This window comes from Anaerobiospirillum succiniciproducens DSM 6400 (assembly GCF_000482845.1).
GTDB classification, from domain to species: domain Bacteria; phylum Pseudomonadota; class Gammaproteobacteria; order Enterobacterales; family Succinivibrionaceae; genus Anaerobiospirillum; species Anaerobiospirillum succiniciproducens.
Window position 1 is genome coordinate 55,334 of the sequence record NZ_AXWV01000001.1, and the last position, 12,851, is coordinate 68,184.

8 protein-coding genes and 1 pseudogene are annotated in these 12,851 nt (G+C 45.0%); 7 read left to right on the top strand and 2 right to left on the bottom strand.

What is annotated here, in order from left to right; genetic code table 11:
• Nucleotides 1-463: 463 nt before the first annotated feature.
• The 7 genes and pseudogenes from accD to truA form a co-directional block, all read left to right on the top strand.
• Nucleotides 464-1,309, top strand: a pseudogene (gene accD, locus H524_RS13385) (acetyl-CoA carboxylase, carboxyltransferase subunit beta); the annotation flags it as partial.
• A gap of 784 nt (nucleotides 1,310-2,093) precedes the next feature.
• A complete protein-coding gene (locus tag H524_RS0100210; RefSeq protein ID WP_027938786.1) occupies nucleotides 2,094-3,941 on the top strand; it encodes a bifunctional folylpolyglutamate synthase/dihydrofolate synthase in 1,848 nt (615 codons plus the stop codon).
• Nucleotides 3,942-4,537: 596 nt separating this feature from the next.
• The gene (locus H524_RS0100225; protein WP_084281556.1) at nucleotides 4,538-5,428 is read left to right on the top strand and encodes an SPOR domain-containing protein; all 891 of its coding nucleotides are present in this window, start codon (nucleotides 4,538-4,540) and stop codon (nucleotides 5,426-5,428) included.
• 170 nt (nucleotides 5,429-5,598) lie between these two features.
• On the top strand, nucleotides 5,599-6,393 hold the full coding sequence (locus H524_RS13390) for a Nif3-like dinuclear metal center hexameric protein (protein WP_044121099.1): 795 nt from the start codon (nucleotides 5,599-5,601) through the stop codon (nucleotides 6,391-6,393).
• Between the two features lie 646 nt (nucleotides 6,394-7,039).
• A complete protein-coding gene (gene folE, locus H524_RS0100235; RefSeq protein WP_027938788.1) occupies nucleotides 7,040-7,696 on the top strand; it encodes a GTP cyclohydrolase I FolE in 657 nt (218 codons plus the stop codon).
• Between the two features lie 111 nt (nucleotides 7,697-7,807).
• On the top strand, nucleotides 7,808-8,983 hold the full coding sequence (locus H524_RS13395) for a glycosyltransferase family 2 protein (RefSeq protein WP_084281557.1): 1,176 nt from the start codon (nucleotides 7,808-7,810) through the stop codon (nucleotides 8,981-8,983).
• Between the two features lie 335 nt (nucleotides 8,984-9,318).
• The gene (gene truA / locus H524_RS0100245; RefSeq protein ID WP_027938789.1) at nucleotides 9,319-10,104 is read left to right on the top strand and encodes a tRNA pseudouridine(38-40) synthase TruA; all 786 of its coding nucleotides are present in this window, start codon (nucleotides 9,319-9,321) and stop codon (nucleotides 10,102-10,104) included.
• A 310-nt stretch (nucleotides 10,105-10,414) separates the two neighbouring features.
• Here the strand turns inward: truA and H524_RS0100250 are convergent, their stop codons facing one another.
• On the bottom strand, nucleotides 10,415-11,818 hold the full coding sequence (locus H524_RS0100250) for a M20/M25/M40 family metallo-hydrolase (RefSeq protein WP_027938790.1): 1,404 nt from the start codon (nucleotides 11,816-11,818) through the stop codon (nucleotides 10,415-10,417).
• 472 nt (nucleotides 11,819-12,290) lie between these two features.
• The gene (locus tag H524_RS0100255) at nucleotides 12,291-12,653 is read right to left on the bottom strand and encodes a DUF6804 family protein (RefSeq protein ID WP_027938791.1); all 363 of its coding nucleotides are present in this window, start codon (nucleotides 12,651-12,653) and stop codon (nucleotides 12,291-12,293) included.
• Between the last annotated feature and the right edge of the window lie 198 nt (nucleotides 12,654-12,851).

Here is a 12,851-nt window from a genome sequence, read left to right on the forward strand (position 1 = left end):
AAAATGGATGATAATGACACTTAGTTTGTCACAATCACAGCGCAACCTTGAGTGATATGTGTTGAATTTGTGCGCCAGATGCCGTCTTGCCTGTCCTTGGTTGAAAGGCCTTGTCAAAATGGCTTGTTTATCAGCTTTTGTCGTGCATGTTGCACAATAGGTGCGCTTTTACTCGGTTTTGTATATAATCAGTGTTTGCAATTTGTTAGGTGCTAGTGCCTAAATTAGGTAAGTCCTGATGTAAATCAGAAGATAGAGCACCTTAAAGACGGTATTTATGTGGCTGTCTTAAAGTATTCTGTTACCACAGTACGTCGGTAACTCAATTCACCTTGCAAACTATTTGCTGTCTAAAAGACAAAGTTAAGCACAAGTAGAAGCTTAATTAAGTGTCTCAATTACTTTTAGACTATCTAGGTTGCATGTAGACCAGATCTTAGGTCAGAAAAGAGGGTAGCTTTTTATGGGCTGGATGGATGAAATTGCCAAAGGTGCCAAGGGGTTATTTAACAGCAATAGCAAGCACGAGATCCCTGAAGGAGTTTGGACTAAGTGTGACTCCTGTGAACAAGTGCTGTATCGCTCAGAGCTGGAGCGTAATCTCAATGTGTGCCCAAAGTGCGGTCATCACATGCGCTTTAAGGCTCGTGCTCGCATTAATGCATTCCTGGACGAGGGTAATCGTGAAGAGATCGGCGCAAACTTTGAGCCGCATGACGTTTTACACTTCAAGGATTTAAAGCGTTACAAGGAGCGTTATACCTCAGCTCAGAAAGCCACTGGCGAGAAGGATGCTATTGTTGTTGAGAAAGGCACTTTAAAGGGTATCCCTGTTATTGTTTGTGCCTTTGAGTTCAACTTCATGGCAGGCTCCATGGGCTCAGTTGTTGGTGCACGTTTTTGCCAAGCAGCTCATGAGTGTATTAATGAGAACCGTGCTCTTATCTGCTTCTCCACCTCCGGTGGTGCTCGTATGCAGGAGTCCTTACTCTCCTTAATGCAAATGGCAAAGACCTCTGCTGTTATCGCTAAGATGAACGATGCACATCTGCCATTCATCTCTGTAATGTCTGACCCAACCATGGGTGGTGTATCAGCTTCCTTAGCTATGTTAGGCGATGTAAATATCGCTGAGCCTAATGCTCTTATCGGCTTTGCTGGTCCTCGAGTAATTGAGCAGACCGTACGTGAGAAGTTACCAGAGGGCTTCCAACGCGCTGAGTTCTTACTTGAAAAGGGTGCTATCGATATGATTGTTGCCCGTAAGGACATGCGTGATCAAATCTCTGATCTCATCGCTAAGATGATGGGCTACACCTTAAATGGCTCTAATTTTGTTAAGGCCGACTCTCAGATTACTGAAGCTCCTGCAGCTTTAAGCGTTGAGAGTGTTGATGCTAAGAAGAGCGACAAGAAGAGTAACGCTGTAGCTAAGGCTGATGCAGACGATGCACAAAAGTCTGATGACAAGCCAAGCAAGTCACGTCGTCGTGAAAGCAAGAAAGACTAAGATAATTTGTTCTTAAACTAATTATCATTAGACTGCGACAGTGCAGTCACTAAGGAGCTGCAGATTATGCGGCTCTTTTTGTTTTAGCCTACAAAACTTAACAAAGTCACGGCACAATAGAGCTATGGCCATAGTTAAGTTCTAATGGCTTAAATAGTGTTATCCTCAATGAGTTAACACTGCTTTTTTTAGGCTAAATTCCCACAACGCGCAGATAGCAGTGCTAATGCACAGAGAACAGCACGCCATGCGTTATCACAGCTGACCATGATCAGCGCGAAATGCGTTATCACAGCTGATAACGAGCAGCGCACAATGCGTATTGCTAAGGACGCCATGCATTAGCATGGCTGACCACGCGCAGCACGCAATGCGTTATGACCGCTTACGCGTAAAGTAGCGCGTTTGCATAGTCCCAAATGCGTAGTCTATAACGCACTAGGACAGATGTTTGCTGTTTAATTGGCTGGGTGTGCTCAGCCTACAAGTATAGGTTTAGGTACGTGCTTGATGGCTACCAACATTGGGCACATGGTGTTTATTTTTGCTTGCCGGCATTTATGTCATTTTTTAGGGGTTGCGTATGATTCAGTATGAAACTATCGGTGGTGATGTCGCTCAGCGTGATGCCAAAGCATTGCTCGATGCACTAAAGCAAGCTCATAGCACCTGTAGCAACTGGGATATCAAGGCATGGGAAGACTACCTTAATGCCATTGATCCAAATTGCATGAGCTTAGGCCATGATCGTATTCGTGAAGTGGCCATGCGTATGCACCTCTTTGAGGACTTAATCGTTAGCGAGACCTCAATTGTTACTGTAGGCGGCACTAATGGAAAGGGCTCAACCTCAGCTTTAATTGCTGCAGCGATGAACAACCTTAATGTCAAAACAGGTCTGTTTACCTCACCTCATTTATTTAAATTCAATGAGCGCATTCAGATTGCTGGCGTTGACATCAGTGATGAGCTCTTATCGCAGTGCTTAAGCGAGGTTATTCAGGCTCAGTTTAGCGATAATAGCGTCAAAGCACTGTATGATGAGGCTTATATTGACGCCCGTGAAGAGGCTGAAGCTCAAGAAGAGAGCGAAAGTGATAAGTACAGCGACTCCTTTAACTGTGAGGATCACAAGCGCGAGTACTTAGGCGCTGATAGCTGCGGTTTTGGTACTTGCGACTCTCAGTGCAATGATAATCAAGAGACAGGGGATCACTCATCGACCTCTAGTGCTCACGAGTCATGCTCTTGTTGTTCATCTGAAACCAGCTTTGCCGATGAGACTAAAGAGGCGCTCAAGGCCATTCAAAGCATGCCTCGTCCTTTAGAGAATGACATTGTTGAGCTGTCATACTTTGAGATCACCACCTTAGCGGCCATGCGAGCATTTTTACGCGCAGGATGTGAGCTCTTAGTGCTTGAGGTAGGTTTAGGCGGTCGCTTAGATTGCGTCAATATCTTCTACAACGATATTGCTATCATTACCTCAATTGGCCTTGACCATATGAAGGTACTTGGCGACACCACCCAAAAGATTGCTTATGAAAAAGCCGGCATTATCAATATTTACGGCTCCGTGATCGTGGGTAGCGGTATGGACGATGATGCTCGTCGCGAGATCATGATTAACGTCAAGAAGCAGGACGCTACAGCCTTTTACGAGAATGACTCGTTCTACGTTAAAGTGGTGGAAAAGCAAGATGCTGGTGAGCAAAGTGAAGATTACGATATCTCTGCTCCTCCAATGCGCCGTACCCATGAGATCTGCTATCGCGACAAGTCCATGAGCTTCAAGCTCTTCTTCCCTTATCCAAAGGTTCCAGTAGCTTGTGCAGGCTTGGCATTAAAGGCTATCTTTATGCTTAATGCTATGTTTGGCATTGGAAATGACTACCGCACTCTCAAGGCCATTGAGGATGCAGTCAAGGACACAGTATTGCCTGGTCGTATGCAGCACGTAGGATCTGAGCCAGACATCTACTTAGACGTAGCCCACAATGTCCCAGCCGCCGTGCACTTACGTGACCGTCTCCTTGCCACCATCGCCAATGATGACAATGCAAAGCAAGGTGAGCACGCTGAGCAAGATAAGCAAGCTCAGCAATCCAATCAATCTCAGCTCTCCTCATCCCACAAGCGCATTGCCGTAATTGGTATGCTCAAAGATAAGGATATTGAGGGCGTACTTGAGGTCATTAGCTCAAGCTTTGATGCCTTTTACGTAGCCTCATTGCCAGGTTTACGTGGTGAGAGTAAGGAGCGCTTAGCAGCATCTTTAACTAAGCTTACCAATGGAGCAGCTAAGGTACAGTCATTTGATAGCGTAGCTGATGCCCTCAAGCAGGCTAAGAGTGATGCGACTAAGGATGACACCATAATCGTGATGGGCTCATTTGTTACCGTAGCCGAGGCAAGCCGCGCTCTTGCCTAGCGCACATCCGCAATTAGCAAAGCAACCAGGCGCTAAGCACAAAGCAGTAAGCACAAAGCAACAAGGCGCTAAGCACCGAGCATTAAGCACAAAGCAGCAAGGCGCTAAGCGCAAAGCATTAAGCTAGCTGCACGCTACGCCACCACTCACCTTGCACAGCGTCTTGGCAGAAGGCTACAAGCAAGGTGCATGGGCTAGCTAAACAGGCCTCAAGGTTGCCTATGATCAAGCAGGCACTTGAGGCCTTGTTATATGAGCATGACTTACAGATCTAGATGATTGACTGACAGATCGTGGTAATTCTTTGTGCTAAAGTTTGCAAATACGTACTCAGTAGAGATTTTCTAATGCGGATCAGGGCGCGGTGCGCTAAACTATATAACTACAAAGAAGATCGCGCCACAAGGGCATGATCTTAAAGATCGTGGCATTAGCATTTAAGATCTTTGCTTTTTCTTTGTAGCAACGTGTTGTGCTTGATGAAATTGATAGTACGAACACATGTACCACACTTAGTGGCGTCACACTGATTTTAGTAGGCGCAAACCTTAGATTTTTTAGTAGTTTATTGATTCGTCTGAGCAGCGGGGCTTGATATGGCTATCAGTACTAGTTTGAGAAACCGAATAGTTGGATTTTTAATCATTGCTTCGACAGTATTGATCTTCTTACCTGTGATCCTGTCTAAGGATATGATGACCCGTGAGAACAATCATGCCGTAGCAGTCGATCAAAATGGCGCTATCAAGGACAAAAATGGTCAGCTGCAGATTCAATCTACTCCTGATTTAGAGCAAGCTTTAGCCTTAGGCGATCAAAGCGGCACTCTGACAGCACCTCAAGTACAAAAGCAGCCATCAGCTCAACAGCAAAACCACTTAGCTAGCAACAAAAAGCCAGACAATGCTCAGCCAAATCAGGGTGTGGAGATTTTAGGCGCTCCAAGTAAGAATCAGAATGCATCTATTGGCAATGGTGTAGTCATGAATGACTTTTCAGCCAATACTCCAGCTAAAAAGCAAGAGTCAGAGGCTGAGCGTGCTCATGAGATCTTAACTGCTTCTCGTCCTGCTCAAAAGCCAGCTGCAGCTCCAGCTCCAGCAAAGCCTGCTCCACAGGTAAAGCCAGCAGCTCCAAAGACCGAGGTTTTAGTTGCTAATAATGCTAAGAAAAACCCTCCTGCAGCACCGGCAGCTCCTGTAGCTCAAAAGCCAATCCCTCAGGGTGTAAAGGTAGTAGCTGGTACTCGACCATCTGAATCTTTTGTAGTTCAGGTAGGCGTGTTTGGCAAGAAAGAGAATGCAGACAATATCGTAAGAAAGCTCAAGGGTGCTGGTATTTCTTACTACATGGTTGCTGATAGCAATGGCAATCGCACCTTGTACCGCGTTTATGCCGGTCGTTCCAACAACAGAAATGAGCTCAATAACTTAGTGCCACAGATCAACAAGCTGTGCGGTACTCAAAGTAAGGTCGTATCTCTTTAGTTATTAGCGCCACAAGCTAATTGACTGCAGCTAAAGAGCAATTAACTGCTTGGCGAATACTTTTAAGCACCAAGCTAGCGCTACTTGGATAACAATTGCTTAACATTGAGCGCTATTAAACGCTAAATTAGCTGCTTGATGGCTAAATTAATATGTGAGTGAGGATTGACATGCAACTTAAAGAACTGATTGCTTATCTTGATGAAACTTTAGACGTTAAAGCATTTCGTGATGCCTCATACAACGGCTTGCAGGTTGCTGGCTCTGATGAGGTTAAGAAGATCGCAACTGCTTGCACTGCATCTTTAGAGGCCATCGATGCTGCTGTTGAGGCTGGTGCTGATACTTTAATCGTGCACCACGGCTTATTCTGGAAAGGTGCTGATCCACGCTTAGTTGGTAACTACTATCAGAGAGTTAAGACTCTGATGGACAACAATATCAATCTCGTTGCTTATCACCTGCCAATGGATGCTCACCTTGAATTTGGTAACAACGCTTTCTTAGCCCATATCTTAGGCGGTGATGTTGTTGATTACGTTGAGCCAGGCAAAAAAGACTCTATTGGCATGCGCGTCAAGCTCAATGAGCCATTAACTGTTCAAGAGATTGTGGCTATTTTATGCCATCGTTTAGATACTAAGATCTCTGTACTTGGTAACATCACTGAGGACATGATGATCGACGATTTAGCTATTTGCTCTGGCTCAGGCTCATTCTTACTTGATGATGACAAGTGCCCATCATTCCAGGCTTTAGTAACTGGTGATGTTAATGAGCAAACTTTCCACATGGCAAATGAAACAGGTACCGTAGTATTTGTCTGCGGCCATCATGCCTCCGAGCAAGAGGCGATTAACCTCTTAGGCGACCACTTAGCCAAGAAGTTTAAGCTCAAGCACTTTGCTACTCACTTTGCCTACGAAAAGGCAGTGCCAACTTTTGCTGCTGACCCAGATCAGTAAAAGCAACTTTAGCTCAAGCAAATCAAATCATAACTGCAGTAAGAGCTAGCGCTCTTACTGCTATCCAATCCAATCCAAGAACCACGCCCCACAAAATCCAATCCAAATAAACCCACCATAAGCTCTAAAAAGAGCGCGACCTCACGGAAAAACAAGTCTTAGCGCATCATGCTAACGCCGCACATCATGAGCAAAAACACTTTTTGCTTCGCTTTTATCACTTGCTAATTGAGCACTAATATCATTGCTATGTTTTGGCAAGGTTTTGGCGCGTATAATCTGTGTGAAAATGTGAGCTTTGTTGTATTATGCATACTCTCGTGTATAGATTATTGCGTAATTCACTTATCTCACTTGCTCATGCATCTCTCTAGTAGCCACTAACTTAACCATGCGTGCACGGCTAACTTAAGAGCACTTTGAATGCGCCAACTTCAGAGCGCATTGAATGGGCTAACTTAACAGTGCCTTGAATACGCCAACTTAAGAGCGTATTGGATGGGCTAACTTAATTGCACTTTGAATGGGCTTAGTTAAACGGCGGCGAATTAGAGAGCGTTTTGAGCAAAATACAATCAAGCTATATAAGCGAGTCTAAACAGGCCAACTCCATGCTGGCCATTTTGTTAACAAGAGGTGGCAGGTAATGAGTAATGAGCTGTTAAATGAGCACGCTATCAAGGTTAGACAAGCACTGACTGAGCATGGTCTTGAGACACCACTTAAAGATAACGGTCTTAGCGATGACGAGAAAAGAGCGCGTATCGCTCAGTGCATGACAACCATGATGGAGACTTTAGGCCTTGATTTAAGCGATGACAGCTTAATTAAGACCCCAAAGCGTGTGGGCAAGCTCTTTGTAGATGAGATCTTCTCTGGTCTTGATTACTCTAAATTCCCTGACATCACTGTGATTGAAAACAAGATGCAGGTCGATGAGATGATCAAGGTTAAGGATATTTCCTTTACCTCAACTTGCGAGCATCACTTTATGGTTATCGATGGCATGGCTAAAGTAGCCTACATGCCAAAGACTAAGATTATTGGTCTGTCTAAGATTAACCGTATTGTGCGTTTCTTTGCTCAGCGTCCTCAAGTGCAAGAACGTCTTACTCAACAAATTCTAGTGGCCCTGCAAACCCTGCTTGATACTCAGAACGTGGCAGTAACCATTACTGCAACTCACTACTGTGTGAAAGCCCGTGGTGTACAAGATCCAACTTCATCTACCACCACCACTGCACTCGGTGGCCACTTTAAGAACAATCCATCATCTCGTCATGAGTTCTTAACTGACGACTAGCAACAAATCTTTAACTCATCGCCAAGGAGGCTGCAGTTAAGTTATATGCAGCTAAAGGCAGATGATTAAAGCTAGGTCTAAAGATCAAAGATTAATAGCAAGGAGAGTCGTATGGCTCGCTATGATAATGATTACAAGGTTGCTTTGATTGTACCTGTCTACAATGAAGAAGAGACAGTAGCTACCTTCGTATCCACTGTAGAAGAAAAGCTCCACGATGTGCTGGAGCATATTGAGATTGTCTTTGTGGATGACGGCTCAAAGGATAATTCAGCTGCGATCATCGAGCAAATGATGCAGAGCAATGAGCGTATTGCGCTTATCAAGCTGTCACGTAATTTTGGCAAAGAGGCTGCTATGACTGCAGCTTTAGACCTGTGCGATGCTGATGCTGTTGTGCCGATTGATGTTGATCTGCAAGACCCTCCTGAGCTTATCTTAGATTTCATTAAGATTTGGCGTAGTGAGGATGTGGATACTGTTTATGGTATTCGTGCAGATCGCTCCTCTGACTCTGATACTAAGCGTATCTCCTCAGGAGGCTTCTATTACGTCTTTAACAAGCTTTCTGGCAAGGTAAAGATCCCTGAGAATGTTGGCGACTTCCGTCTTATTGACTCCAAGGTCATTATGACTGTGCGTAACTTAAACGAGAGCAATCGTTTTATGAAGGGGTTATACGCATGGCCTGGCTTTAAGTCTAAAGGCGTACCATATGTTCGTCCTGAGCGTTCTGCAGGTACCACTAAGTGGAACTACTGGAAGCTGTGGAACTTTGCTCTCGATGGCATCGTATCTTTTAGTTCTCTGCCAATTCGCGTTTGGTCATATATTGGCAGCTTAGTTGGCGTAGTAGCATTTGTCTACATGGCATACATTCTTCTTGAGACTCTGATCTTTGGTGTTAGGGTCCCAGGCTATGCCTCTTTAATGTGTGTCGTGCTCTTCTTAGGCTCGATTCAGCTTATCTCTATTGGCGTTTTAGGCGAGTATTTAGGCCGCGTCAGTGAAGAGGTTAAGCGCCGTCCTGTATATGTAGTCTCAAAGATTGAGGGCAAGCTTTCAAATCGTCTCAATGAGGGCTATAACCGCGTTAACTCTGGTATCTACTTCAATGACAGGGCTCGCAATACCGTCGCTACCACTGCCTCAACACCAAAGAGCGATGTAGCAGCTTCTGAAGCCACACCACCAAAGAGCGATGCAGCAGCTTCTGAAGCCACACCACCAAAGAGCGATGCAGCAGCTACTAAAGCCACACCATCTAAAGCTAATGACCAAGATTAGGCCACTTTAGACAAGAGCAGCGCGGTTAACCTTGAGTCTATAGGCGATCATACCGTCGACTAAAGCACTCAACATCAAGCTGTTATTAAAAGAACGCCTGCATCGATGCTACATCAGCTACTAATGCTTATAAGCTGATGCGGGTGTTTTAGATAGCTTTTGCAAAGCGCTTATTTTTGCGATAATGTGCCGCCGTCAGATTCTTTGCAGACAGTTTTCGATTACTTAAGTCTCGATTACTTGATGCAATCAGGTGGCATGGCCATGAGCGCTTAGAGACATTTAAGAGCGGCTAAGGCCGCTTTTTTCGTATTTGCAGCAGGAGAACAATAGTAATGCGCATTGCAATGGGAATTGAGTATTCAGGTTGGAAGTATTCAGGCTTTCAACGTCAATATCATGCACCGGCTATTCAAAATGAGCTTGAAAAGGCCCTCTCCATCATCGCTGCAGAGCCAATTGAGATTAAGTGTGCAGGACGCACTGATGCGGGCGTGAGCGCTACAGGTCAGGTGATTCACTTTGATGTGAACAATGAGCGTAATGATAGAGCTTGGCTCTTAGGCACTAACACTAAATTGCCTAATGATATTGCCGTTACTTGGGTGCGTCATGTACCTGATGATTTCCATGCGCGTTTCTCTGCTCGTGCTCGTCGCTATCGCTATATATTGCAAAACTCTGATTATCGCCCAGGTATTTTACGCGCCGGTGTCTCTTTATATCGTGGAGAGTATGATGTTCAGGCGATGGAAGATGCAGCGCAAATCCTCTTAGGCGAAAACGACTTCTCTTCATTCAAGTCTGCTCAGGATGAAAATCCTCATGCCCGCCGTAATGTACACTTTGTGAAAGTCATGCGCCGTGGCCGTTATATCATATTTGATATTCAGGCCAATGCTTTCTTGCATCACATGGTACGCAATATCGTAGGCTCCTTACTTTTAGTGGGTAATGGCGAAAAGGACAAGCAGTGGCTGCAAGACGTATTTGATGCACGCAACCGCGATCTTGCCGGACCAACAGCCCAAGCCGAGGGTCTGTACTTAGTTAAGGTAACTTACGAAGATCACTGGAACTTACCAATCCACGATGAGGACATGGGCCCACTGTGGATCTAGCCCCAAGCTAAATCACCATCATATCCATCTCGTATCTATCAAGCTACCCGCAAAGCGCATCACCAGCAAGCAGCCATGCATGCTAAAGCACATTTGTATGCATTGCCTTTGTCATGGCCACACAATTAGCGCAACGCTCTAAGCATGCCTACACAACTAGCACAAGGCAGTTAGCACGGCCATTCTCCAAGCACAAGGCAGTTAGCGCGGCCGCACTGCTAACACAAGGCTATAAGCACGGCCGCACTGCTAACACAAGGATATAGGCGGGCCACACAACTAGCACAATGCAGTTAGCCCGGCCGTACTGTTAGAGAAAGTCATCAACGAGGGCGCTGAGGAAAGTATCGTAGCGATCAAGCTCGCTAAGAGCGACATACTCATCGACACCATGAGCCTGATCGATAGAGCCAGGGCCAATGATGACTACAGGGCCAAGGTCTTGTAAGAAAGAGGCCTCGGTACAGTAATTGACGTAGTCAAAGGTAACATCCTCAGGTAGATGTCGACGCAAAATGCTCAGGCTGTGCTCATCATTATTGGCAAAGGATGGAATGTCAGCAAAAGGAATGTTCATGGAAATGAACTGTCCGCTAAGATCTCCATCTGTAGCGCTAATTGCCTGAGCCTTGGCAGTTCCTACAAACTCACTCTTGCAAGCATTTACATTGGCGCTAGGAATCTTGGCGCGAATGGATGGTGTGCTTAACTTAGATGCAAAAAGCTCTTGAGCCTTGTCATTAAGCTTAGCGTAGAGTGCATCTGTTTGTTCATTGAGCTTGGCAATGCTATGAGTTGGCATTGGGCGCATATCAAAGCCAATTACTACCTCATCACATACTGAGTTTAAGCTATGACCGCCTCTGACGTAGCCAAGATTTAAGGTGGCATAAGGCACGAGGAAGTTAGAGTCGCAATTGGTCTTGCTAAGCTCGTTTGCATAAGCACTGAGCTCTTGAATCACTGTAGATGAGAACTCGAGGGCATTAATGCCTAAAGATGGATTAGATGAGTGGGTGGACACACCTTTAATGCAAATTTCTCTAGCGATATAGCCTTTGTGAGCTACTACAGGCTGCAGTAGTGTTGGCTCACCAATGATAATGAGCTCAAAACTCTTATTAACAAAAGCATCAGCAAGGTCATCGGCACTTAAATCTAGGCCATCAGGAATAGACACTTCAAGCTTGCTAAAGTTATTGTCAGTTAAAGGAGTATGCTTGAGGCGTTTGAGGTCAATAGCGCCACACATGGAGTTTTCTTCATCGCAAGTGGCCATGAGACAAACACGAGGATAGGCAGCATAGTCATTACCAAACTTAGCATGCATATCTTCAATCACTTGCATCGAGCAAGCTAAGAATGCCTTCATATCGCAAGAGCCACGACCATAGGCTTTACCATCACGCACGGTAAGGTCAGTGGCATCATTAGTCCATTTGTTGTTATCAAAAGGCACAGTATCAGAGTGGCCTGAGAGTAAGAGGCCAAGCTTGTCGCTAGTGTGCAGTGTTTTCTTATCAAAGGCAGGACTTAAAGCAATGAGATTGTACTTGCCTGCCTGAACCTCATACAAAGCTGTAGTAAAACAGCATCGTTTTAGATGAGCTGCCATATGTTCAAGCATAGCTAAGTTTGACTGGTCGAGCTCAGCTTTAGTTGCTGAGACAGTATTAAAACCAACCAATGCTTTTAAATGCTCCAATGTGCTCATCAAATCTCTCCTAGCAGACACAATTTCTAAACATTACATAGCGCAGCCTAAAGCAGCGTCCATACAGTGTAGCTGCAAGATCATCAAGATTTGTCTATGAGCAAAATGTGATCAGCTCACGCCCAATTTAGGCACACTAGGCAATTGACCAATTTAGTCACACTAATAGACACACCAAAATAAGCACATTAAGCTATTGAGCGATATAGGCACACTAAGAGAGCAGCCAAAATAAGCACGTTAAGCCATTGGCCAATATGGACTCACGAGCATGGGCTGCAGTAAAACTCAGGCGTGTACTACTGTTTAGCAAAGTGAACTGATAGTGCCAAAATCGCATACGCTGAATGAAGGGGAGGCTGAGATCAGTACAGATAGTGCTTAGGTTTGGGCAAGGGAGAAAGGATTTATGAGAGAGGTTTTTGTGGAGCGCTACGGCGATAGCGTAGCGCTAGAAAGGAATGAAGCTTACTTAGTCTTGGTCAAAGGTGCTTGACTGATATTCGCGCTCGCGCTGGCGCTTATCCCAAAACTCTTTGCGGCGCTTTTGGTTTGCAATAAAAGCGATTTCAACTAAGAGCCACAGAGCGGAGACGGAGTAAACCACAATCCACAATACATTACTCATCTCAATTGGATAGAACGGCTGGTACACACCTGCAAGTGCTAGGCATAAGAAGACGCCGATGATGTTGCCTGACTTGATATCTGTAGCTGCAATGAGGACAAAGAGCATGGATACTGTATAGCCCATCACTGCATAGTAGATATCAGGCATTGGAGCGATGCCTAGCAAAATTAAGATGGTTGTAGAGTAGCGTAGAATGTTGCCCATCTGTAATGTCCTAGTTTAGTTAGCCTTAATACCAAGCATCTAACAAGATGCGTCACAAACACATAAGCGCTATACAGCTGCTTGAAGAGTGTTGTGAAGTCATTCAAGATCAAAGAGCACGTAATTGAGGTCTTGTTTATCTTAGAGGCATTCGATTGAAGCGAAAGTGAAAAATAATATCAATATGATAATCGATCC